Source organism: Sodalis sp. RH22 (genome assembly GCF_047324165.1).
Classification (GTDB): Bacteria; Pseudomonadota; Gammaproteobacteria; order Enterobacterales; family Enterobacteriaceae; genus Acerihabitans.
Genome location: NZ_CP178731.1, coordinates 2,837,672 through 2,862,277 on the forward strand (window position 1 = coordinate 2,837,672; position 24,606 = coordinate 2,862,277).

19 protein-coding genes and 1 riboswitch are annotated in these 24,606 nt (G+C 57.1%); of the genes, 11 read left to right on the forward strand and 8 right to left on the reverse strand.

What is annotated here, in order from left to right; translation table 11 throughout:
• Positions 1–12 precede the first annotated feature (12 nt).
• Genes ftsL through mraZ form a run of 3 tightly spaced genes read right to left on the reverse strand, consistent with a single transcriptional unit; the run spans position 13 to position 1,735 of the window.
• Positions 13–333, reverse strand: a complete 321-nt coding sequence (gene ftsL / locus ACL2XN_RS12990; RefSeq protein WP_410016421.1) for a cell division protein FtsL — start codon at positions 331–333, stop codon at positions 13–15.
• Positions 330–1,274: a 16S rRNA (cytosine(1402)-N(4))-methyltransferase RsmH gene (gene rsmH / locus ACL2XN_RS12995; protein WP_413722140.1), complete on the reverse strand. Its 945-nt coding sequence runs from the start codon at positions 1,272–1,274 to the stop codon at positions 330–332. The genes ftsL and rsmH overlap by 4 nt, the downstream gene beginning before the upstream one ends.
• Before the next feature lie 2 nt (positions 1,275–1,276).
• A complete protein-coding gene (gene mraZ / locus ACL2XN_RS13000) occupies positions 1,277–1,735 on the reverse strand; it encodes a division/cell wall cluster transcriptional repressor MraZ (protein WP_413722139.1) in 459 nt (152 codons plus the stop codon).
• Between the two features lie 859 nt (positions 1,736–2,594).
• Here mraZ and ACL2XN_RS13005 point away from each other — a divergent pair.
• A complete protein-coding gene (locus ACL2XN_RS13005) occupies positions 2,595–3,038 on the forward strand; it encodes an L-alanine exporter AlaE (protein ID WP_410016423.1) in 444 nt (147 codons plus the stop codon).
• A 103-nt stretch (positions 3,039–3,141) separates the two neighbouring features.
• On the opposite strand, the gene cra is transcribed toward ACL2XN_RS13005, so the two are convergent.
• The 3 genes from cra to ilvI all read right to left on the reverse strand — a co-directional run bounded on the left by cra (position 3,142) and on the right by ilvI (position 7,134).
• Entirely contained in the window at positions 3,142–4,146 is a 1,005-nt protein-coding gene (gene cra / locus ACL2XN_RS13010; protein WP_410016424.1) for a catabolite repressor/activator, read from the reverse strand.
• A 769-nt stretch (positions 4,147–4,915) separates the two neighbouring features.
• The gene (gene ilvN / locus ACL2XN_RS13015) at positions 4,916–5,413 is read right to left on the reverse strand and encodes an acetolactate synthase small subunit (RefSeq protein ID WP_410016426.1); all 498 of its coding nucleotides are present in this window, start codon (positions 5,411–5,413) and stop codon (positions 4,916–4,918) included.
• Between the two features lie 2 nt (positions 5,414–5,415).
• On the reverse strand, positions 5,416–7,134 hold the full coding sequence (gene ilvI, locus ACL2XN_RS13020; RefSeq protein ID WP_413727151.1) for an acetolactate synthase 3 large subunit: 1,719 nt from the start codon (positions 7,132–7,134) through the stop codon (positions 5,416–5,418).
• Positions 7,135–7,724: 590 nt separating this feature from the next.
• On the opposite strand from ilvI, the gene leuA reads away from it, so the two are divergent.
• The 4 genes from leuA to leuD are packed head-to-tail and all read left to right on the forward strand — an operon-like array spanning position 7,725 to position 12,417.
• Entirely contained in the window at positions 7,725–9,302 is a 1,578-nt protein-coding gene (gene leuA, locus ACL2XN_RS13025; protein WP_410016428.1) for a 2-isopropylmalate synthase, read from the forward strand.
• A 2-nt stretch (positions 9,303–9,304) separates the two neighbouring features.
• On the forward strand, positions 9,305–10,396 hold the full coding sequence (gene leuB, locus ACL2XN_RS13030) for a 3-isopropylmalate dehydrogenase (protein ID WP_413730932.1): 1,092 nt from the start codon (positions 9,305–9,307) through the stop codon (positions 10,394–10,396).
• Between the two features lie 5 nt (positions 10,397–10,401).
• Positions 10,402–11,802 (forward strand): 3-isopropylmalate dehydratase large subunit, encoded by a 1,401-nt coding sequence (gene leuC / locus ACL2XN_RS13035; protein ID WP_413722137.1) that lies wholly within the window; start codon positions 10,402–10,404, stop codon positions 11,800–11,802.
• A gap of 12 nt (positions 11,803–11,814) precedes the next feature.
• The gene (gene leuD / locus ACL2XN_RS13040) at positions 11,815–12,417 is read left to right on the forward strand and encodes a 3-isopropylmalate dehydratase small subunit (RefSeq protein WP_413722136.1); all 603 of its coding nucleotides are present in this window, start codon (positions 11,815–11,817) and stop codon (positions 12,415–12,417) included.
• 717 nt (positions 12,418–13,134) lie between these two features.
• Here the strand turns inward: leuD and sgrT are convergent.
• The gene (gene sgrT, locus ACL2XN_RS13045; RefSeq protein ID WP_413727152.1) at positions 13,135–13,308 is read right to left on the reverse strand and encodes a glucose uptake inhibitor SgrT; all 174 of its coding nucleotides are present in this window, start codon (positions 13,306–13,308) and stop codon (positions 13,135–13,137) included.
• A gap of 95 nt (positions 13,309–13,403) precedes the next feature.
• Here sgrT and sgrR point away from each other — a divergent pair, with 95 nt between their 5' ends.
• From sgrR to ACL2XN_RS13070, 5 genes are all read left to right on the forward strand, one after another.
• Entirely contained in the window at positions 13,404–15,092 is a 1,689-nt protein-coding gene (sgrR, locus tag ACL2XN_RS13050; protein WP_413730933.1) for an HTH-type transcriptional regulator SgrR, read from the forward strand.
• Between the two features lie 59 nt (positions 15,093–15,151).
• A riboswitch (TPP riboswitch) is annotated at positions 15,152–15,269 on the forward strand.
• Positions 15,270–15,316: 47 nt separating this feature from the next.
• On the forward strand, positions 15,317–16,297 hold the full coding sequence (gene thiB / locus ACL2XN_RS13055; RefSeq protein ID WP_413730934.1) for a thiamine ABC transporter substrate binding subunit: 981 nt from the start codon (positions 15,317–15,319) through the stop codon (positions 16,295–16,297).
• 10 nt (positions 16,298–16,307) lie between these two features.
• Complete coding sequence (thiP, locus tag ACL2XN_RS13060) at positions 16,308–17,897, forward strand: thiamine/thiamine pyrophosphate ABC transporter permease ThiP (protein ID WP_413730935.1); 1,590 nt, start codon at positions 16,308–16,310, stop codon at positions 17,895–17,897.
• Positions 17,881–18,618 carry a thiamine ABC transporter ATP-binding protein ThiQ gene (thiQ, locus tag ACL2XN_RS13065; RefSeq protein WP_413730936.1) on the forward strand — a complete coding sequence of 246 codons (738 nt, stop codon included), beginning with the start codon at positions 17,881–17,883 and terminating at the stop codon, positions 18,616–18,618. Before thiP ends, thiQ begins: the two co-directional genes overlap by 17 nt.
• 1,137 nt (positions 18,619–19,755) lie before the next feature.
• Positions 19,756–21,162, forward strand: a complete 1,407-nt coding sequence (locus ACL2XN_RS13070) for a S8 family serine peptidase (RefSeq protein WP_413722130.1) — start codon at positions 19,756–19,758, stop codon at positions 21,160–21,162.
• Between the two features lie 9 nt (positions 21,163–21,171).
• On the opposite strand, the gene ACL2XN_RS13075 is transcribed toward ACL2XN_RS13070, so the two are convergent.
• Positions 21,172–21,939 (reverse strand): DedA family protein, encoded by a 768-nt coding sequence (locus tag ACL2XN_RS13075; protein WP_410016438.1) that lies wholly within the window; start codon positions 21,937–21,939, stop codon positions 21,172–21,174.
• A 197-nt stretch (positions 21,940–22,136) separates the two neighbouring features.
• Here ACL2XN_RS13075 and ACL2XN_RS13080 point away from each other — a divergent pair, with 197 nt between their 5' ends.
• Positions 22,137–24,509, forward strand: coding sequence for a DNA polymerase II (locus tag ACL2XN_RS13080; protein WP_413730937.1), 2,373 nt, complete (start codon positions 22,137–22,139; stop codon positions 24,507–24,509).
• The last annotated feature ends 97 nt before the right edge of the window (positions 24,510–24,606 follow it).

The following is a 24,606-nucleotide window of genomic DNA, read 5'->3' on the forward strand; positions in this document are numbered from 1 at the left end:
TATCCGGTTGCGTTAAGGTTGAACCACAATATTTTCCTGTGAAGGATCCACATGCTGCATCATCAGTTTTTCCGTGGCGAAACGTTCGACCCGGCTATGGTCGCCCAGGGCGTTTTCCTCCAGGATCAGGTTGCGCCATTCGATATCCAGCGCGTCCCGTTCCAGGACCAGTTGCTCGCGCTGGGCGGTCAGGCGCCGCGTTTCATGGGTGGTCGTCACCACCAGAATCGCGGACACCAGTACGGCGACCAGCAAAATAAACGGGATTTTCCCCTGGCGCAGCAGATCGCCGCCGATAATGCCGACCAGGCCGTGCCGTTCGCCGCCGATCATGACGGCAGCCTCTCGGCAAAACGTAACACCGAGCTGCGCGCGCGCGGGTTATCCGCCACTTCCCGCTCCGACGGCTGCATTTTGCCCACCGGCTTAAGCTGCGCCTGGCCGCCCTGCTCGGCGATCTGCGCTTCGGTCAACGGCATGCGCGCAGGCACCCGGGGTCCGCGGCTATGGTCGCGGATAAAACGTTTGACCAGCCGATCTTCCAGCGAGTGAAAGCTGATGACCGACAGGCGCCCGCCGGGCGCCAATACGCCAAGGGCGCTATCCAGCGCCCGTTCGAGTTCTTCCAGCTCGCTATTGATATAAATGCGGATCGCCTGGAAGCTGCGGGTCGCCGGATGCTTATGCTTTTCACGAAACGGGCTGGCGTTAACGATAAGCTCGGCCAGTTCATGGGTGCGCGTCATCGGCGACTGCTTGCTTTTTTCCACGATGGCCTCGGCGATGCGTTTGGCAAAGCGCTCTTCGCCGAAGGTCTTTAACACCCAGGCGATATCGTCGGCGCCGGCCTTGGCCAGCCACTCGGCGGCGGACAGCCCGCGGGAGGTATCCATGCGCATATCCAGCGGACCGTCGCGCATAAAGGAAAACCCGCGCAGCGGATCGTCAAGCTGCGGCGACGACACGCCCAAATCAAGCAGGATGCCGTCCACGCGGCCGGTCAGCCCGCGCTCGGACATATAGTCCGCGATGGCGGAAAACGGGCCGTGGATAACGCTGAACCGGGGGTCGTCTATGGCGCGGGCGGCTTCAATGGCCTGGGGATCGCGATCAATAGCCAGCAGTTGTCCCTCCGCCCCCAATTGGGACAGGATCAGGCGCGAATGACCACCGCGACCGAACGTGCCGTCAATGTAAATGCCATTGGGGCGCAGGTTCAGGCCGTTAACCGCTTCATCCAGCAAGACGGTGGTATGTTGATAAGTTTCTGCCATAGCTATAGTGACAAGTCTTGTAGTCGCACAGAGAGTGGTTCCTGCGCCGACAGTTCAGCGTCGATATCATCCTTGACTTGTTGATACCAGGTCTGTTCATCCCACAATTCAAATTTATTGAATTGTCCAACCAGCATCACTTCTTTGGTAAGTCCGGCGTGGAGCCGTAATGTTTGCGCAATAAGCAGCCGCCCGGCGCCATCCATCTGGCATTCGCTGGCATGTCCCAACAACAGGCGCTGCACTCGGCGTTCGGCGGGGTTCATGCTCGACAGACGGGAAAGCTTCTGTTCAATCACTTCCCATTCCGGCAGGGGATAAAGCAACAGGCATGGTTGGTGGAGGTCGATGGTACACACCATCAATCCATCCGTTTCCTCGATCAGCTTTTCCCTGTAGCGGGTTGGCACGGCTAGCCTGCCTTTACTGTCGAGATTAACCAACGTTGCCCCACGGAACATATGTCGATTTACCCCCGAAAAACCCTTTTCACCACGAAACCCCACTTATTCCCACGCAAAAGAGTGTACGAATGGTATTAAAACATTGTCAAGCTACTAACGAGCAAGAATGGGATTATTTATGCATCAATTAAGAAACTCTGACGGGAATTAGTTGCAGAGGGGCAAAAAAGTACACTAATAACATCATGATATTCATAAATGCGGTGTTTCGATTAAAAATTAGCAATTTTTTGATATAAACCCAGACCAAGCCGCCTGAGGGAGCGTCGGGTCGCCGGCGCCGATTATACGCTTACCGCGGCGCCTCGCTCAATCGCCAGATCGGCCTGGACGGCGGTGCATTTGTTTTAGCGCAATTTTTTTATAATTGCCGTCGCGCAAGCCATCCTAAACAGGCTTTGAAATATAAAGATGCGCCGACATTAATAATGTGGTCTTTACTTTTATTTACCGATAAAACTGGCGATTTTATCCGCAATTTTATTTATGAATGTCCAGCTTAATTAGCCAATCCAGAATATTCCTAACACAAATTTTGCCTGTAAAAATTGGCTCACTGTCATTTATTTCGCGAACAGTTGCCGCCAAATCCAAACCTTCCGCCAACGACCGCTACATAACTTATTGAAAATAAATCATTAAAGTTTCCAGGCCGAATGAAATAGCTTAACGTGAACATCAACGCTGGAAATTAAGCATAAGGAGCTGCTCATATGATTGAAATAAAAACTATTAGCTAGTTAACTACTTACATCCAGTGATGTACTCTATGCCACATAGAATACACACCACAAAACACTATCACCGATGCGTAAACGCATCACCCGGCGACCTTTTTCCTTTGGAGCTACCCGTTATGTTTTCGCGCTCATCTCGTCTGCGCATGGCTGCGGCTGACACATTTGCTTTGGTGGTGTATTGCTTTATCGCGGGGATGTTTATTGAGGTGTTGCTGTCCGGCATGACACTTCAACAATCCTTATCCTCCAGATTGCTTTCCGTTCCGGTCAACATTGTCATTGCCTGGCCGTTCGGCCAGTATCGCGATGCGGTGCTGAGATTGGCGCGCCGTCACGGCCCGAACCGGTTCTGGGCGCGTAACATTGCCGATTTGCTGGCCTATGTCAGTTTTCAATCGCCGGTGTATGTCCTGATCCTGCTGGCGGTCGGCGCGGATTCACAACAGATTTTGACGGCGGTCACGTCCAATGCGGTAGGGTCGATGATTCTGGGCGTGGCATATGGCTATTTTCTTGAGTATTGCCGCCGGCTGTTCCACGTGAAAGGCTATGTTAACTGATTTACCCCGCAAACCCGGTCCGGCAGCATTGGCGCCGGGCCGGAACCCGACAGCCCGGCGTCACCGGGCTTAACCATCTTGCGGGCGAGGGCGGGCAAGGCCCTCAGGCGCGGCTGAGCGAGCCGCGGCGAAACAGGCTGCGCCTGATACGGGTCAATCCCGGTTTCGGCCTGTGCGGCTCGTCCAGGCTTGCCAGCACCAGTTCCAGCACCCGCTCCGCCACCTCACGATGACGCTGCGCCACCGCCAGCACCGGACACTCCAGGAAATCCAGCAGTTCATTATCGCCGAAAGTGGCGATCGCCAAATCGGGCGGCAGCCTGCCGCTACGCTTTAATGTCACGTCCATCACGCCCTGCAGCAGGGAAAACGACGTGGTAAAAATCGCCTGCGGCATGTCATGGCTCTCCAGATACTGGCTGAACAACGCCGCCGAAGACGAGCGCTCATAACTATTGGCATACAGGAAATCAGGCTGCCTGGCGTCGCCTTCCCATCCGCGCCTGAAGCCCTGCTCGCGCAGGAAACTCACCGACAGCTCGGGCAAAGCGCCTAAATACAAAACCGACGCGCCGTGAAAACTGCGCAGTTCCCGCGACAACATTTCCGCATCATCCTGATCCGCGCCCACCACGCTGATAAAATGATCGGGATCAAGCGCGCGATCGAGGGCGATAATAGGAAAAGGATCGGTGGCCCAGCGCTGGTAAAATGGATGTTCCGGCGGCAAGGCCGTGGAAACGATAATGGCGTCCACCTGCCGTTGCAGCAGATGTTCAATGCAGCGCATTTCATTATCCGGCTGATCCTCGGAACAGGCGATCAGCAACTGATAGCCGCGCTGGCGCGCCTGGCGCTCCAGATAGTTGGCGATGCGGGTATAGCTGGTATTCTCCAGATCGGGTATCACCAGGCCGATGGAACGCGTCCTCCCTGCCCTGAGACCGGCGGCAACCGCGTTGGGATGGTAGTTATGTTCCCGAACCACCGCCATCACCTTTTCCACGGTTTTATCGCTAACGCGGTATTGTTTCGCTTTACCGTTGATCACATAACTGGCGGTTGTGCGCGAAACGCCTGCCAGGCGCGCGATTTCATCCAGTTTCACAGAGACTCCTTTGCGCTGAAAGATTTAACAGTGACCCAATATATCCATATTCTCATCGGGGTATATCATTATGCTACAACTTTTATCAGCATAAAACGCCAAGAAGCGAATAGACGCGCGAGTAAGGCGGGGAAATGGCGGTACACAAAGCATAAACCGTTTTGTTCAAGGAAGAGCGTGCCAACACCAAACGTAAAGCAGACGTGTTCAAGGGAATGCGTGCCAATGGGGGTCGAATCGGGCGTGCTTTTCCCGCCCGACCGAGCGCCCCATGGTGCGCTAGGCCCGCCAACGCCGAACTTAAAGCAGGCGTGTTCAAGGGAGAGCATGCCGATGGGGTTGAATCGGGCGTGGTGTGCCCGCCCGACCGAGGCCCCATGGCAGGCTATGCCCGCCATCACCGATGCCGCATAAAACCTGTTAAAGGGAGAGCATGCCGATGGGGTTGAATCGGGCGTGGTGTGCCCGCCCGACCGGGGCCCCATGGCAGGCTATGCCCGCCATCACCGATGCCGCATAAAACCTGTTAAAGGGAGAGCATGCCGATGGGGTTGAATCGGGCGTGGTGTGCCCGCCCGACCGAGGCCCCATGGCAGGCTATGCCCGCCATCACCGATGCCGCATAAAACCTGTTAAAGGGAGAGCATGCCGATGGGGTTGAATCGGGCGTGGTGTGCCCGCCCGACCGGGGCCCCATGGCAGGCTATGCCCGCCATCACCGATGCCGCATAAAGCGTGTTAAAGGGAGAGCGCCCCTACGACTCGATGCTCAGCGCATCACCTTATCGCCGCGCGCCAGCCCGACGATCCCTGACCGGGCCACTTCGACGATACTGCCCACGTCGCGAATAGTGGACAAAAAAGCATCCAGCTTATCGCTGGTCCCCGCCAGCTGAACGGTATACAGCGACGAGGTCACATCCACGATCTGCCCGCGGAAAATATCGGCGCAGCGCTTCACTTCCTCGCGCGCGCCGCCCTCGGCCTGCACCTTCACCAACATGATTTCCCGCTCGACATGAGTACCCTGCCCTTGCCCAAGCTCGCTCACGCGCAGCACATCCACCAGCTTATGCAGCTGTTTCTCGATTTGCTCCAGCACCTTGGCGTCGCCCATGGTCTGGATGGTCATGCGCGACAACGTGGGATCGTCGGTCGGCGCCACGGTCAGGCTCTCGATATTGTAACCGCGCTGGGCAAACAACCCGATCACCCGCGATAACGCGCCCGACTCGTTTTCCAGCAATACTGATAAAATCCGGCGCATGATCAGGTCCTCTCCGTTTTGCTTAACCACATTTCGTCCATGCCGCCGCCCCGAATCTGCATGGGATAGACATGTTCCGTACCGTCAACCATCACATCCACGAACACCAGACGATTCTTTTGCGCCAGCGCCTGGGCCAGCTTGCTTTCCAGCTCATCCGGCGACTGGATGGAAATGCCCACATGGCCGTAGGCTTCCGCCAGCTTGACGAAATCCGGCAGCGATTCCATATAGGACTGGGAATGACGGCCGGAATAGATCATATCCTGCCACTGCTTCACCATACCCAGATAACGATTGTTCAGACTCACCACCACCACCGGCAGATCATATTGCAGCGCCGTGGACAGCTCCTGAATATTCATCTGGATACTCCCGTCGCCGGTAATACAAATCACCGTTTCGTCGGGCAGCGCCAACTTCACGCCAAGCGCGGCGGGCAACCCGAAGCCCATGGTGCCCAGGCCGCCGGAGTTAATCCAGTGGCGCGGCTGGTCAAATTGATAATAGAGCGCGGCGAACATCTGATGCTGGCCGACATCCGAAGTCACATACGCCTTGCCGCCGGTCAGGCGGAACAAGGTTTCGATCACCGCCTGCGGCTTGATCTTGCCGCTGCGGTGATCGTAGTCCAGGCAATGGCGGGCGCGCCACTGTTCGATATCCTGCCACCAGTCGCGCAACGCGTCGAACTGCTGCGTATTCTCGCCCTGCTCCAACTGATCCAGCATTTGCACCAGCACCTGGCGGGCGTCGCCGACGATGGGCACGTCCGCCGTAACGGTTTTGGAAATCGAGGCCGGATCGATATCGATATGCAGCACCGTGGCATCCGGACAGTATTTTAATAAATTATTCGTGGTGCGATCGTCAAAACGCACCCCGACTGCAAAAATCACATCGGCGCGATGCATCGCCATATTGGCTTCATAAGTGCCGTGCATCCCCAGCATGCCCAGGCTCTGGCGATGTGTACCCGGGAAACTGCCCAATCCCATCAAAGAACTGGTCACCGGTATATTGAGTTTTTCGGCCAGCAGACGCAGCTCCTGATGGCAACCGGCGGTTATCGCCCCGCCGCCGGTATAGATAACCGGACGCTCGGCGGCCAGCAGGGTTTGCAGCGCGCGGCGTATTTGCCCTTTATGGCCCTGTACCGTCGGATTATAGGAACGCAGCGATACCGAGTCCGGGTAAAGATAGGGAAATTTATTGGCCGGATTAACGATATCCTTGGGCACGTCAATCACCACCGGGCCGGGACGGCCGGTGGCGGCAAGGTAAAAGGCTTTTTTCAGGATGCCGGGGATATCTTCGGTTTTCTTCACCAAAAAGCTGTGTTTCACCACCGGGCGGGAAATCCCTACCATATCGCATTCCTGAAAAGCGTCGAAACCGATAAGCGAACTGGCCACCTGGCCGGAAATCACCACCAGGGGAATGGAATCCATATAGGCGGTGGCAATGCCGGTCACGGCATTGGTGGCGCCCGGGCCGGAGGTCACCAGCACCACGCCCACCTTGCCGGTGGCGCGCGCATAGCCGTCGGCCATATGCACCGCGCCCTGCTCGTGACGCACCAGGATATGATCGATCCCGCCTACCGTATGCAGCGCATCGTAGATGTCCAGCACGGCCCCGCCGGGATAACCGAATATATGCTTCACGCCCTGGTCGATTAACGATCGGACGACCATCTCGGCTCCTGACAACATCTCCATGGGTTTGCCTCCAGGCTTACGTAGGTTCTTCGCAGCAGCAACAGGCCGCTGTCGCTTGGCACAGGGATGGGAAAAGCTGCCCCTGAAATATTTTTGTTATTAATTTATGACCGGTAACGATAACGCCAGATGATAAGGCAGGCAAATAGCAAAAATCAGCACCGCGGCGGCGCTAATAATTTTTACGCTACCGATCTCGAGATTAACGCTATAAAACACTGCTTTTAACGCGGCACAAAACCCACCGCGCTGCTGGACGGGATAATTACAGCATCTTAACATTTGCATGGATTAACCGCGAAATGCGCGCGGTGATAAGCATTGCGTATGAATGGTTGACACCCGCCAATGAATCCTGTACCAATAAATACAATGACTCATTCATGAACTGGGACGCCGCTCTAACATGTTCGCTTCTTTCCGTCTACTAGGCCTACTACTACTCGCACTGTCGATGCGCGGTACGCTGGTACACGGAGTTCAGAGCTGACTCATACGTCCCAGATAAAGAACCCGCGCATGGCGCGGGTTTTTTTTTGCCCGCGCAACGTGCCCAGAAACCGCGTCCAAAAACGAAGATAGGATTAATCATGAGCCAACAAGTTATAATTTTTGATACCACGCTGCGCGACGGTGAACAAGCATTGCAGGCCAGCCTGAGTGTGAAAGAGAAACTGCAAATCGCCCTGGCTCTGGAAAGAATGGGCATCGATGTAATGGAAGTGGGTTTCCCGGTGTCCTCTCCCGGCGACTTTGAGTCGGTCCAGACCATTGCCCGTCAAATCAAGAACAGCCGGGTTTGCGGCCTGGCCCGCTGCGTGGAAAAAGATATCGATGTGGCCGCCGAAGCCTTGCGCGTCGCCGAGGCGTTCCGCATCCATGTGTTCCTGGCGACCTCCACGCTGCATATTGAATCCAAGCTCAAGCGCAGCTTCGAACAGGTGATGGAGATGGCGGTGCAGTCGGTCAAACGCGCGCGCAACTACACCGACGATGTGGAATTCTCTTGCGAAGACGCCGGCAGGACCCCGATCGATAACCTGTGCCGTATCGTCGAAGCGGCGATTAACGCCGGCGCCCGCACCATCAATATTCCCGATACCGTCGGCTACACCACCCCGGTGCAGTTCGGCGGCATCATCACCTCCCTGTATGAACGCGTGCCCAATATTGATAAAGCCATTATCTCGGTGCATTGCCACGACGATCTGGGCATGGCGACCGGCAATTCCATCGCCGCGGTGCAGGCCGGCGCCCGGCAGGTCGAAGGCACCCTGAACGGCATCGGCGAGCGCGCCGGCAACACCGCGCTGGAAGAAGTGATCATGGCGATTAAAGTGCGCGCCGATATCCTGGGCGTGCACACCAATATCAATCATCAGGAAATCTACCGTACCAGCCAGATTGTCAGCCAGCTGTGCAATATGCCCATCCCGGCCAACAAGGCGGTGGTGGGGTCCAACGCCTTTGCCCACTCCTCCGGCATCCATCAGGACGGCGTGCTGAAGAACCGCCAGAACTACGAAATCATGACGCCGGAAACCATCGGTCTGAAGGAAGTGCAGTTAAACCTGACCTCGCGTTCCGGCCGGGCGGCGGTGAAGCATCGCATGCAGGAAATGGGCTACCAGGAACAGGATTATAATCTGGACGAACTGTATGCCGCCTTCGTCAAGCTGGCGGACAAAAAAGGCCAGGTATTCGATTACGACCTGGAGGCGCTGGCGTTTATCAGCAAGCAGCAGGAAGAACCCGAACATTTCCGCCTGGACTATTTCAGCGTCCAGTCCGGCTCCAACGATATGGCCACGGCGTCGGTTAAGCTGGTGTGCGGCGAGGAAACCAAATCCGAAGCGGCAACCGGCAATGGTCCGGTGGACGCGGTCTACCAGGCGCTGAACCGGATCACCGACTATCCCATCACGCTGCAGAAATATCAGCTGACCGCAAAAGGCCACGGCCGCGACGCGCTGGGCCAGGTGGATATCGTGGTGGATTATCACGGCCGCCGCTTCCACGGGGTCGGCCTGACCACCGATATCATCGAATCCTCGGCCAAGGCAATGATACACGTGATGAACAATATCTGGCGCGCGCGGCAGGTCGAAATCGAACTGCAGCGTCTGCAAGGGCAAAACAATAAACGGGATTACCAGGAAACGGTGTGAACATGAGCAAGACATATCATATAGCGGTTTTGCCGGGCGACGGCATTGGCCCTGAAGTCATGGCGCAGGCCTACAAAATTTTAACCGCCGTGCGCCAGCATTTTGACGTACGCATCACCACCAGCGAATACGACGTCGGCGGCGCCGCCATCGATCGCCACGGCAGTCCGCTGCCCGCCGCCACGGTCAACGGCTGCGAGCAGGCCGACGCCATTTTGTTCGGCTCGGTGGGCGGCCCGAAATGGGAACACTTGCCGCCGGCCCAGCAGCCGGAGCGCGGCGCGCTGTTGCCGCTGCGTAAACACTTCAAACTGTTCAGCAACCTGCGTCCGGCGCGGCTGTATCCGGGTCTGGAGGATTTCTGTCCGCTGCGTGCCGATATCGCCGCCCGCGGGTTTGATATCCTGTGCGTACGCGAGCTGACCGGCGGCATCTATTTCGGCCAGCCGAAAGGCAGGGAAGGCAGCGGCATGCATGAGCGCGCGTTCGATACCGAGGTCTACCACCGCTTTGAAATCGAGCGCATCGCCCGCATCGCCTTTGAATCCGCCCGCAAGCGCCGCGGCAAAGTGACCTCGATCGATAAAGCCAACGTGCTGCAAAGCTCGATTATGTGGCGCGAAATCGTCACTGAAATCGCCCAGGATTATCCGGACGTGGCGTTGGCGCATTTATATATTGATAACGCCACCATGCAGTTGATCAAGGACCCGTCCCAGTTTGACGTGCTGCTGTGCTCCAATCTGTTCGGCGACATCCTGTCCGATGAATGCGCCATGATCACCGGCTCGATGGGCATGCTGCCCTCCGCCAGCCTCAATGAACAAGGCTTCGGTCTCTACGAGCCCGCGGGCGGTTCGGCGCCGGATATCGCCGGCAAGAACCTGGCCAACCCGGTGGCGCAAATCCTGTCCACCGCGCTGTTGCTGCGCTACAGCCTGGGCCTGGATGAAGCCGCCGCCGCCGTTGAACGGGCGGTCAACCAGGCGCTGGAAGCCGGACACCGTACCGCCGATCTGGCAGGCAGCGGCGCCGCGGTCGGCACCGATGAGATGGGCAGTATTATCGCCGGTTATATTACCCAGGGGGCATGAAGAGTATGGGCAAGTCGTTATATCAAAAATTATATGATGCGCACGTCGTCTACGAAGCGCCGGAAGAAACGCCTTTATTGTATATCGATCGTCACCTGGTGCATGAGGTGACGTCGCCGCAGGCGTTCGACGGCCTGCGCGCCATGGGCCGTCCCGTGCGCCAGCCGTCAAAAACCTTTGCCACCATGGACCATAATGTCTCCACCCAAACCAGGGACATTAACGCCAGCGGCGAGATGGCCCGTATCCAGATGCAGGAACTGATAAAAAACTGCGCGGAATTCGGCGTCCAGCTGTATGACCTGAACCATCCCTACCAGGGCATCGTACATGTGATCGGTCCCGAGCAGGGCATGACGCTGCCGGGCATGACCATCGTCTGCGGCGATTCCCATACCGCCACCCACGGCGCCTTCGGCGCGCTGGCCTTCGGCATCGGCACCTCGGAAGTGGAGCACGTGCTGGCCACCCAGACCCTGAAACAGGGCCGGGCCAAGACCATGAAGATTGAGGTTACCGGCCGCGCCGCCCCCGGCATTACCGCCAAGGATATCGTGCTGGCGGTCATCGGTAAAACCGGCTCCGCCGGCGGTACCGGCCATGTGGTGGAATTCTGCGGCGAGGCGATCACCTCCCTGAGCATGGAAGGCCGCATGACGCTGTGCAATATGGCGATAGAAATGGGCGCCAAGGCCGGTCTGGTGGCGCCGGACGACACGACTTACGCCTATCTGCAGGGCCGCCAGTTCGCGCCGAAAAGCGATAACTGGCTGCAGGCGGTCGCCTACTGGAATACCCTGAAGTCCGACGACGACGCGGTCTTCGATAGCGTGGTCACCCTGCGCGCCGACGATATCGCTCCGCAGGTCACCTGGGGTACCAATCCGGGTCAGGTGATTGCCATTAACCAGATAATCCCGTCGCCCGACTCGTTCAGCGATCCGGCGGAACGCAACTCCGCCGCCAAGGCGCTGGCTTATATGGATTTGCAGCCCGGCATCCGCCTGACCGACGTGGCTATCGATAAAGTGTTTATCGGTTCCTGCACCAACTCGCGCATCGAGGATTTACGCGCGGCCGCCGCCGTAGCCAAGGGGCGCCGCGTCGCCACCGGCGTACAGGCCATCGTGGTGCCGGGTTCCGGACCGGTCAAGGCCCAGGCGGAAGCCGAAGGCCTGGACAAAATCTTTTTGGACGCCGGCTTTGAATGGCGTTTACCCGGCTGCTCCATGTGCCTGGCCATGAATAACGATCGTCTTAACCCAGGCGAGCGTTGCGCATCCACCAGCAATCGTAATTTCGAAGGGCGCCAGGGTCGCGGCGGCAGAACTCATCTGGTCAGTCCGGCCATGGCGGCGGCGGCGGCGGTTACCGGTCATTTTGCCGACATTCGCGAATTGAATTAAGGAGACAGTTTTATGGCAAAATTTACCCAACATACCGGGCTGGTGGCGCCGTTGGATGCCGCTAACGTGGATACCGACGCCATTATTCCGAAACAGTTTTTACAAAAGGTCACCCGCACCGGTTTCGGCCAGCATCTGTTTAACGACTGGCGTTTTCTCGACGACGCCGGCAAGGTGCCCAATCCCGACTTTGTGCTGAATAAACCGCGCTTTCGCGGCGCCAGCATTTTACTGGCGCGGGAAAACTTCGGCTGCGGCTCGTCGCGTGAACATGCGCCTTGGGCGTTGGCCGATTACGGCTTTCAGGCGATCATCGCGCCAAGCTTTGCCGATATTTTTTACGGCAACAGCTTTAACAGCCAACTGCTGCCCATTACGTTGTCGCCGCAGCAGGTGGATGAACTGTTCCTCCTGGTCGCGGCCAATGAAGGCATCACCTTCACGGTGGATTTGGAACACCAGCGGGTCATTGCCGGCGAGAAGAGCTATCCGTTCGAGATCGATGCGTTTCGCAAGCATTGCATGATCAACGGGCTGGACAGTATCGGACTGACGTTGCAGCATGAAGGCGCGATTGCGGATTATGAGGCGAGCCAGCCGGCGTTTTTGCACTAAGTGTCGATTGCTGGCGACGGCGTGGGTACGCTGGGAGCAGGTTTCTCTTGCCGCTAGCAGCGGCGTTCCCTGTTGCCTGGTGCAGGCAAGCGACAAGAGGGATGCTAGCCCATCCCTCTTGACTCCCGGCTTCCGGCAGATCGTGCGCCGCTGCGCGGTCCCTGGCGTCACAATATCCCGTCTTATGGACCGCACGGGACGCGCTCCCGGCGCGACCCTTAGCTTTCGCCGCTCCCGGCGGCTCATCCAGCCGGGCATTGTGCCGCCAGCGCACTTTATGCCGGTACAACGTCAAAACCAACGTCTGTAATTAAAAAGTCTTTATTTGAACGCCGGGAATTTGTACGCCGGTAACTTAAATGCCGGGAATTTGTACGCCGGTAACTTAAATGCCTGGAATGTGAACGCCGGTGATAAGGGGAGCGGCCCTTTGGCCGGCATTGAGCGCGCTGACGGAGCCGGTTCCACCGGCACGAGCCGCTGGACGCGGCGAGAGGCCCGTTCGCGCCGGGAGCGCGTACGGGCCGGTGCGAAAAGGTGGATCCGGCGCAGGAAGGTACCGCTTGCGGCGCGCGATCTGCCGGGAGCGCGGGGTCAAGGGGATGGCGCGACTGCCATCCCCTTGTCGCTTGCCAGCGCCCGGCTCAACATATAAAACCAAACTTACGGCAAGCGAAAATACCGCAGGACTTTTATATCACCCCCCGCCACGAGACATCACATCCACTCCCGGTATTCCTGCTCGGACAGTGAATCCGTATGCCATTGGGTTACCTGTAACAACAGCGCCATGCGCTGTCCGCTGCGGCCCCTGTCGGGACGGATCACGCCGCGCCCGCAGATGGCGATAAAATAATGCTGATAAAACCGGCGCAAATTGGCTATTTTCATCGTTACAATCCCTATTCTGCCCTTTCGACACGACCAGTATCGGCTTAAGATACCGGAAGAAAAACAGATGACTTTTTAAGGAGTGTTCCTCTTTTATGTCCTCGCCACGCCTGCAGCAACAATTTATCCGCCTGTGGCAAAGCTGCCAGGGCAAGACACAGGAAACCACCCTGAACGAACTGGCGCAGGCGCTGAGCTGTACGCGCCGGCATGTGCGTACGCTGCTGAAAACCATGCAGGAAATGGGCTGGCTGCAGTGGCAGGCGACAGCCGGGCGCGGCAAGCGCTCGCAGCTGACCTTTCACTATACCGGCCTGGCGTTGCAACAGCAGCGGGCGGAGGATCTGCTGGAGCAGGATCGCATCGAGCAGTTGGTCCAACTGGTGGGCGATAAGGACAGGGTACGCCAGATGCTGCTTTCCCATCTGGGCCGCAGCTTCCGCCAGGGCAAGCACATATTGCGGGTACTGTATTATCGCCCGCTGCTGAACCTGCTGCCCGGCAGTCCTTTGCGGCGTTCTGAGAACCACATCGTGCGGCAGATTTTCAGCGGCCTGACCAAAATAAATGAGGAAAATGGGGAACTGGAAGCGGACCTCGCCCATCATTGGCAGCAAATTTCGCCGTTGTTATGGCGCTTTTACCTGCGTCCGGCGATCCATTTTCATCATGGGCGGGAACTGACGCCGCAGGATGTGTGCAGCTCGCTGCTGCGCCTGCGGGGAAATCCGCTGTTTTGCCATATAAAAGCTGTCTCGTCCGCCATCCCCAATACCGTTGATGTCGCCCTGACCGCCGCGGACGACTGGCTGCCCTGGCTATTGGGCAGCGTGCCGGCCATGATTTTGCCGCAGGAATGGGAGACGATGCCGGACTTCGTCCGCCGTCCCGTCGGCACCGGACCCTATGCGGTGATCGACAACCGGGAAAGCTTATTGAAGATTCGCGCCTTTGATGATTATTTCGGCTATCGCGCACTGATTGATGAAGTGAATATCTGGATCTTGCCGGAACTCACCGCCGAGCTGAGCTATTCCGGCGTCCAGCTCCAGGCGGATAACAGCACCCCGGGTCAATTGGAAACCCGGCTGGAGGAAGGCTGCTATTTCCTGCTGTTTGATGCCCGTTCGCCGCTGATGCAAAACGATGATACCCGCCGCTGGCTGAGTGAAAATATCGATCCCATCGCCATGCTGACCGAGGCGGGATCGGCCTACCAGCATTACTGGTCGCCGGCCTACGGTATCCTGCCGCGCTGGCGCCATAGCAGGGTCGCGCAACCGCGGCCAAGACCCGCGGGGCTGCGCAGCATCACCCTGACGGTTTATCGCGCCCATTCGGAATTCGATGATCTTTGCCGCGCGCTCGGTGCGGTGCTGGCCCGGCAGGACATCGCGCTGGTGATCAATACCGTGGATTATGCCGCCTGGCATAACGGTGAGGCCGAGAGCGATTTATGGCTCGGCAGCGCTAATTTTTACCTGCCGCTGGATTATTCCCTGTTCGCCAGCTTTTACGAGATGCCGCTGATGCATCATTGCCTGCCGGCCGACCTTAGCGACGCGCTGGAGAAATGGCGCGGCAAGGGCCTGTCCATGGCGCAATGGTGCCAATCGCTTATCACCGGCCATCGCCTGCACCCGCTGTTCCATCATTGGCTGATTCTACAGGGCCAGCGCAGCATGCGCGGGGTCAGGATGAATACGCTGGGATGGTTTGATTTCAAATCCGCCTGGTTCGCCCCGCCGGACCCGCAAGACCCGCAAGACCCGCAAGACACATAAGACACATAAGACACGTAAGACAGGCTGTTAAGCCAGGGATAAAACCATTACACTTGCATTTGTTCTCAACGGGGTGCGAAGCGTCCGGCATAGCGTTAGCCGGCGCGCAAGCTGAGAGTATACCCGTCGAACCTGATCCGGCTAATACCGGCGAAGGGATTTGAGAGTGCGTCCCGCTGCCGCCTCAAACGCCTTTGCCGCCTTTTTTTTTCCAGGAGCGCAAAGTGTTGAAAAAATGGTTACCCTGCCTGCTATTGCTCGCCGCCGCCCCGGCGTTGGCAAAACCCGTCCTGACGGTTTATACCTATGATTCCTTTGCCTCCGAATGGGGCCCGGGGCCGGCGATAAAAACCGCCTTTGAAAAAGACTGTGGCTGCGAGCTGAAATATGTCGTGCAGGAAGATGGCGTCGCCCTGCTCAACCGTCTGCGCATCGAAGGCAAGAACAGCGACGCGGATGTGGTGCTGGGCCTGGATAACAACCTGCTTAAGCCCGCGCAGGATACGCATCTCTTTACGGCGCATAACGTCGACACCGCTCATCTGACCTTGCCGCAGGCGTGGCATGATCCCACCTTCCTGCCTTTTGATTACGGGTATTTTGCGTTTGTCTATGACAAGAACAAGCTGAAAAATCCGCCCAAAAGCCTGCATGAACTGATAGACGGGCCGCAGGCGCTGAAAATCATTTACGAAGATCCGCGCACCAGTACCCCGGGACTGGGCTTATTGCTCTGGGTGCAGCAGGTATATGGCGATAAAGCGCCCCAGGCCTGGCAACGGCTGGCGAAAAAAACCGTTACCGTGCCCAAGGGCTGGAGCGAAGCCTATGGCTTATTCCTGAAAGGAGAAGCGGACATGGTGCTCAGCTATACCACGTCGCCGGCCTATCATATCAACGAGGAAAAGAAGGATAACTATGCGGCGGCGACCTTCAGCGAAGGCCACTATCTCCAGGTCGAGGTGGCCGGACAATTAGCCGCCAGTAAAAATCCGCAGCTGGCGCAGCAGTTTATGCGTTTTGTCGTTTCCCCGGCTTTCCAGCAGACCATTCCCACCGGCAACTGGATGTATCCGGTGATCAAAACCGCGCTGCCGGCCGGCTTTGACGTATTGCCGGCCAAGACGTTGAATTTCAGCGCGGATGACGTGGCGGCCAAACGCGGCGCGTGGACCCAGGATTGGTTGCGTTCCGTCAGCCAATGATGCCTGGCCGATGATACCGCGCTGGTTATGGCCGGGACTGCTGGCCGCGCTGATGCTTACGGCCGTGGCCCTGACGGCGGTCGGCGCCTTGTGGCTGAACGCGCCGACGCTCCAATGGCGCGACGTGCTGTCGGACAGCTATCTGTGGCATGTCCTGCGTTTTACCTTTTGGCAGGCGCTGCTGTCGGCGCTGCTATCGGTGCTGCCCGCCGTTTTTTTGGCGCGGGCGCTTTACCGCCGGCGGTTTCCGGGACGCCTGCTGTTGCTGCGCTTTTGCGCCATGACGCTGGTGCTGCCGGTGCTGGTGGCCGTGTTCGGCATCCTGAGCGTGTATGGTCGCCACGGCTGGCTGGCGCAGCTATGCCTCTGGCTGCATATTCCCTACGGTTTTTCACCCTACGGCCTGCGGGGGATCCTGCTGGCCCATGTATTTTTTAACCTGCCGTTGGCCACCCGCCTGTTGTTGCAGGCGCTGGAAGGCATTCCGGTGGAGCAGCGCCAGCTGGCCGCGCAGCTGGACATGGCGGGCTGGCATTTCTTCCGCATTCTTGAGTGGCCTTATCTGCGCCGTCAACTGCTGCCTGCGGCGGCGCTGATATTTATGCTGTGTTTCGCCAGTTTTGCCACGGTGCTGTCGCTGGGCGGCGGACCGCGGGCGACCACCATTGAGCTGGCGATTTACCAGGCCTTAAGCTATGACTACGATCCCGGCCGCGCGGCGCTGCTGGCCCTGGTGCAAATGATCTGTTGCCTGGGGCTGGTCTTGTCCAGCCAACGGCTGACCCGCGCGTTTCCCGTCGGCGCGACGCATTTTTCCCAGTGGCGCAATCCCGGCGATAATCTGGCGCGCCGTTTGACCGACGCGCTGGTTATTGTCCTGGCGCTGGCGCTGCTGGCGCCGCCCCTGCTGGCCGTGGTGGCCGGCGGTGTCAATACGGGCATGGCGCGGGTCCTGTCGCAGCCGGCGCTGTGGTCGGCATTGCTGACGTCGCTGCGCATTGCCCTGGGCGCGGGCCTGCTGTGCGTGGTGCTAACGCTGATGCTGCTATGGAGCAGCCGCGAGCTGAGGCTGCGTCAACGTCCCTGGTCCGCGCAACTGCTCGATCTTAGCGGCATGCTGATCCTGGCGATGCCGGGCATTGTGCTGGCCACCGGTTTCTTCCTGATCGCCACCCATACCCTGGGATTGCCCCGCTCCCCCTATGCATTGGTCATACTGACCAATGCGCTGATGGCCATTCCCTACGCCCTGAAAATTCTGGAAACGCCGATGCTGGACCTGGCGGAAAGGTATAATCGTTTATGCCTGTCCCTGGATATGCGCGGCCTGACGCGGCTACATTGGGTGGAATGGCGCGCGCTGCGCCAGCCGATTGGCCGCGCCATGGCGTTCGCCTCTATCCTGTCGCTGGGTGATTTTGGCGTGGTAGCGTTGTTCGGCAATGAACATTTCCGGACCCTGCCGCTCTATCTTTACCAGCAAATCGGCGCTTATCGCAGCGAGGACGGGGCCGTTACCGCGCTGTTCCTATTGGCGCTGTGCTTTTTATTATTTACGCTAATCGAGAAACTCACGGGGCTGCATGATAAAACTGGATAAAGCGACCTATCTTTACCAACATTTGCCGATGCGTTTTGACCTGCGGCTGGCAGCGGGAGAAAAGGTCGCCGTCCTGGGCCCCAGCGGTGCCGGCAAAAGCACCCTGCTCAACCTGATAGCCGGTTTTCTGCCCCTGCACAGCGGCAGCCTGTGGTTAAACGGCCAGGATCACAGTGCCACCCCGCCCGCCCGGCGCCCCGTCTCCATGCTGTTCCAGGAGCATAACCTGTTCGCTCACCTGACGGTGGCGGAAAACATCGGCCTTGGGCTGCATCCGGGGTTGGCGTTGACTCCGGCGCAACGGGAAGCGTTAAATGCGGTGGCGGCACAGGTAGGGCTGGAGAAACTGCTGGACCGCCTGCCGGGGCAACTGTCCGGCGGGCAACGGCAGCGGGCGGCCCTGGCGCGTTGTCTGGTGCGCGACCGCCCCATCCTGCTGCTTGATGAGCCGTTTTCCGCGCTCGACCCCGCCTTGCGTGTCGATATGCTGCAACGGGTGAACGACGTGTGCGCCAGCCGCGGCCTGACCCTGTTAATGGTATCGCACAACCTGGATGACGCCGTGCGCATCGCGCCGCGCACCCTGCTGATTGTCGATGGCCGCATTTATTACGACGGCCCGACCGCGCGCCTGGCGAGCGGCGAAGCCGGCGAAGCCGCCGTCCTGGGTATTGCGCCGCACGCGCCGGACCCGCGCCCGCGGTTGGCCGGAGAGGATTAACATCACCGATGCCCGGCGCCGCATAATGACGCGATGGCTTCCCGTGCTGGAATAAGATCGCGGCAAATAGCCAAAAATAGCATTCTTGAGCCGATTCACATTTTGCCAAATAAATTGTTACTATTATGAGATGGAATTAAATGTCGCCTGGAAATGCCGCAGAGCATCCATTGGTAAGGGCTTATTGTTGCACCCCAGTGGTTACAGGCATCGGCAGTAATAGCATTTTAATTATGTTGTACTAATGAACGTATTTGTAAACAGCTTATCGTCAATGCTGGGGAAACTCATAAATAAAATAATCAAGATACGGCAGAAAAGCGTCATGCGTTTTCGCATGCCGCCTGGCAATGCCCGCAATTTACGAGTAGTGATTTTTATCGCCAGCGTTTCAGCCCGCCTATAAGGGAGTTGGGATGCTGGCCTTTCACGCCAAAAAGCCGCCATCCGGCCCCATCCCGGTATCACCCCACTGAATACCCCACGCACAACATCATGATTATATTGTCAAACATATCACACCACCCCCCATTACGTTTTACAACCACTGCTGTTACGTCCCTCCGCGGCGGAAGAAAAACCGGCCTGCGCTTTTGCTGGTCGCCGTTTTTTCGCCACACATAAGCTTTTTTTTATTATTATCCATGTTTTTTTCTTTGAATTTAATGAAAAATAAGAAATTACGTATAAATAGCATTTTAAAGTTAAGATAATTTAACATTAGAATAAATATTGACTTGCTTCACACTATTATTTGAGAATGTTGTTTGATTTATTGCAATTAGAGTTTATATTAAATAAAAATCATATATAAAAATCACTTATTAAACATCCACTTCGATTATTGTATATTGAGTACAATCTGCATTAAGTTTTAAAGAATCTTATTTAACACAGCTGAATTTAACTTTACGCGACAGTAGGTCATGCACCCTGCGCAAGAAGGGACAATAGTGACTGTCATCTTTTTCTCATTAAAAATTTATGCAAACCATTAATTTAAACATCAGGAGAAACTGAATCACCGCGGCAGCAATGCCTTTGTGCAAATTTTACTTCTTATCAGACCAAACATCATAAATGACGGGATGAATCGTCAACCGTCAAATACGATTTTATTATCGGGGGTTAACTATAATGAGTGACAAAATTCTTAAAAAAATTGACTTCTTTGCCCAGCAGGGCGTCAAATACACTAACATCGTGTTTCAACTTAAACGAAACAATGCCGGCGCGTATTACTTTTCAGAAGCGCAAAAAATTGAGCACGAGCTCAAATTTAACTTTGAAACCATGGGAGTTTCCCCTTTATTTGACATATCCGGCAGCCCTCGTGATGATGCGGCCAAAGAAATGAATAAAACATTTGGCTTGGATCGCTATTTCAAAATCAAATTTTTTAATGAGAATGTCAACGCTGTTGAATATATTAATGAAATACTTCACGCCATTGCGCTATTCAGCTCAGTCGAGACGGTTTATCCCACTACCGAACCCGTATCGCTACGGGGCGCAAGAAGTTATAACGCTCTTCACACCGAGCAACCCACCCTTGATGATGAGCCCAAAACGCTTAACGGCGTGGAAAATTATAACTTCGTCCCTTTACAATATTATCTTTGGCCTGCCCGGCATTGTTTCAATAGCTTCAGGCTCGGCGGTGTCGACGGCACCGCCGGTCTAAGTTATGCCGGGGGCAGGGGCGAAAATGTCACCATCATTACCAACGAGCCTGATGCCTGGTTCACCGGTCATAATAACCTTCCTCCGGAGCGCGCTATTGTCGAAGGCGCCGTCACCGTCGGCTGCGACAATACCGCGTCCGTGGGTGTGATGGCGGGGCTGGAGCTGGGGTATGGCATTATGGGGATCGCCAGCCGGGCGAAGGTGGGTTATGCCGCCCGGGGCCTGCAATATCTCTATAACCTTTATCACCGTCTTAAGGCGGGAGACGTTATCCAAATAGGTATGCAGCATCAAGGAGGAAATAGATCTTATTATAATCAGGAATGTTATCTTCCGGTCGAATTTGAACCTGCCTGGTTTGATATGATCTCCGCGTTAACATCCAAAGGTATCCACGTTATTGAGGCGGCGGGGAATGGCGCGATTAATTTAGACCATCCGATACTTAACGGCAAATTCAATCGTCATCAAAGGGATTCAGGCGCTATTATTGTCGGAGCCCTCGACCCAAGGACGGGACTAAGGGCCGCCTACAGTAATTTTGGTTCGCGCATAGACAGTTCGAGCTGGGGTGATTTTGTGGTAACGACCTCATACGGTTATGCCACGCTGCTCAATAAAACCAATGCCTGGTACATCAATAATTTTTCCGGCAATTCGCCGGCCAATCCCATCGTGGCGGGTGTGGCGGCATGCCTGTCAAGTATTGCCATCGCCAATAAAAAAAACCTTACCGCCCCGCAGTTCCGTGAATTACTCACCAGTACCGGAACGGTGCTGGCGGAGAATTTTTCCTCGATTATAGGAACGCAGCCGGATTTAGGTAAGGCGATATATACCTTATTCTCCAAATACTGAAGCCGTCGGTCACACCCTGACTACTTTCCAGAATTGAGCCGCGTAGATCGGCATCAGCGGATGCTGGATAAGCGCAACCAGCGCCGCCGCCATCGCCAGGAGGCAAAGGGGGGCCAGCCAGCGCAATCGCGACAGCGGCAGCCAGCGGGTGAGGCGATCGGCCTGGCGTTTATCGGTTCGCAACCAGCGCCATCCAAGCCAGCCGGCCAGCCAGCCCAACAGGGCCACGCCTAACAGCAGGCCACGGAATTGCCCGGAGTGCTGTCCGTCTGGGATATTAATAGCCACCCCGGCCAGGATGCCGGGCATAAAATACGCAGGTGGCCAGGTGAGGCAGCCGATAACATTGGGCAAGGCGAATTTCAGGGGCGGCAGGTCCAGCATCCCGGCCACCATCGGCACCAACGGCCGGGTAGGGCCGATAAACCGGCCGGCCAGGATCGTCAACACGCTATGCCGGTGCAGGGCATGTTCGATTTTATTCAACGTGGCGCGGTTTTTTTTCAGGAAAGACCAGCGTTTCAGCGATTTTTTACAGCCATGGCCGATAACATAGGAAATCCAATCGCCAAGAAAGCATCCGATAATGCCGGCCGCCCAGGCGGGATAAAATCCCATCGCGCCGCTGCCGATAAGCGCGCCCAGCGTCGCCATCATCACCGTACCCGGTAATAACAGCCCGACAAAAGCCAGGGATTCAAGAAATGCCACCAACGAGACGGCAAAAAGCGAAAAAGCCAATGACTGCGTAACCCAGTGTTCGAAAAAAGCCAGCATAACCCCCTCAGGTTTCTATAAGCCGATGGATTGTCAGGGTTAGAAGGCCCGCCGGTCAACGTAACAATTGTATGAAGATTTGGCTGCGCTTGTCCGGACGCGGCGCAACTGGACAAATACTGTATAAATAATCATAATTATCAGGTTGCCCGAGATAAGGCGACGCTTCATTTACTTTAACCGGATATCCAGACGCCATGCCAGACCAATCCCTGCCCGGCCAGGGTTTTGTCCTTACCCGCCACTGGCGGGATACTCCCGACGGCGCCGTCATCGATTTCTGGCTGGCGACCGATGGCGGCGCGCGGAAAATCAGCCTGCCGCCGCAGCAAGCGGTGGCGTTTATGCCCGCGGAGTGCCTGCCGCGCGCGCAAACCCTGGCGGCCGCCATCCCCGGCTGCGAGCTGCGTCCGCTGGCGCTGCGTGACTTTCATCGTCGCCCGGTGGTCGGCGTTTACTGCCGGCACTATCGCGATTTAGGCCGGCTGGAAAAACGGTGCCACGAGTCCGGCATACCGCTGTATGAAGCCGACATTCGCCCACCGGAGCGTTATCTGATGGAGCGTTTTATCACCGCCCCGGTCTGGTTTGACGGCCATGTGCAGGAAAACGGCGTTATCACCCACGCTCGGCTTAAGCCGTCGCCTGATTACCGGCCCGCGCTGAAACTGGTTTCGCTGGATATTGAAACCAACCGTTTTGGCGAACTCTATTGCATCGGTCTGCAAGGCTGCGGGCAGCGGCGGGTTTATATGCTGGGCGAGCCCCCGGCCGCCGGCGCCGGGTCGTCCGGATTCCTTGAATACGTACCCACCCGCGCGGCGTTGATCCAGTGCCTGAACCAGTGGTTCGCCGACCATGACCCCGATGCCGTTATCGGCTGGAACCTGGTGCAGTTCGATTTACGTATCCTGCAAAAACAGGCGGAACGCTACCATCAGCCTTTGCTGCTCGGGCGCGGCGGCGCGGCGCTGGAATGGCGCGAACATGGCGCCAAGGCGGGACATTATTTCGCCAGCGCCGCCGGCCGCCTGATTATCGACGGCATCGAGGCGCTGAAATCCGCCTTCTGGCAGTTTTCCTCGTTTAGCCTGGAAAACGTGGCGCAGACGCTGCTGGGCGAGGGAAAGGATATCTCGACGCCCTACCAGCGCATGGACGAAATCGACCGGTTGTACCAGGAAGATAAGCCGGCGCTGGCCCGCTACAATCTCAAGGACTGTGAGCTGGTGACGCGTATTTTTGACCATACCCGCCTGCTGGCGTTTCTGCTGGAACGCGCCACCGTCACCGGGCTGGCCGCCGATCGCAGCGGCGGATCGGTGGCCGCGTTTACCTGGCTCTACCTGCCCAGAATGCACCGGGCGGGTTTTGTGGCGCCCAATCTTGGCGATGTACCGATGCAGGCCAGCCCCGGCGGTTATGTCATGGATTCCCGCCCCGGCCTGTACGACTCGGTGCTGGTGCTGGATTATAAAAGCCTTTATCCCTCTATTATCCGCACCTTTCTCATTGATCCGGTGGGGCTGATCGAAGGCATGGCCGGGGACGCGCCGGACGGGACGGTCGCGGGTTTTATCGGCGCGCGCTTCTCCCGCACCCATCACTGCCTGCCGGACATCGTTCGGGAGCTTTGGCTCGGGCGCGAGCGGGCGAAACGGGAAAATAACCGGCCCTTATCGCAGGCGTTGAAAATTATCATGAACGCTTTCTACGGCGTGCTGGGCGCGCCCGGCTGCCGTTTTTTCGACGCCCGGCTGGCCTCCTCCATTACCCTGCGCGGCCATGACATTATGCACCGCACCCGCGAGCTTATCGAAGCCCGGGGTTATCCGGTAATCTACGGCGATACCGACTCCACGTTTGTCTGGCTGAAACACGCCCACGATAGCGAAGCGGCCAATGCCATCGGTCAACGCCTGGTCAGCGATATCAATCAATGGTGGCAAACGCACCTGCGCGACACCATGGGGCTGGAAAGCGCGCTGGAACTTGAGTACGAGACACACTTCACCCGTTTCCTTATGCCTACGATTCGCGGCGCGGAGCTGGGCAGCAAAAAACGTTATGCCGGCCTGGTACAGGACGACAAGGGCGAACGCATGGTATTTAAAGGCCTGGAAACCGTGCGCAGCGACTGGACGCCCCTGGCCCAGCAGTTCCAGCAACAATTGTATGAGCGCATCTTCCGGCGCCAGCCGTATCAGGATTTTGTCCGCGATTATGTCCGCCGCACCCTGTCCGGCGAGCTGGACGCCCTGCTGGTGTATCGCAAACGCCTGCGGCGCAGGTTAAGCGAATACCAGAAAAACGTGCCGCCCCAGGCCCGCGCGGCGCTTATCGCCGATGAGTATAATGCCCGTCACGGCCGGCAGCAGCAGTACCAAAACGGCGGGTGGATAAGCTATATCATGACCGCCCACGGTCCCGAGCCCCTGGAAATCCGGCAAAGCGTGCCGGACTATAATCACTACCTGGCCAAACAGCTCCAGCCGGTGGCGGATGCCATCCTCCCCTTCCTGCGCGATGACTTTGCTACGCTTATATCAGGTCAGATGGGACTGTTTTGATGCGAAAGTGATGGATTGGTAGGTGACGAAGCGACACTCATCCATTAACATAGCGCCTTTTCAGACCTCAGCATCACTCTTGCCGCATTTTTCACCG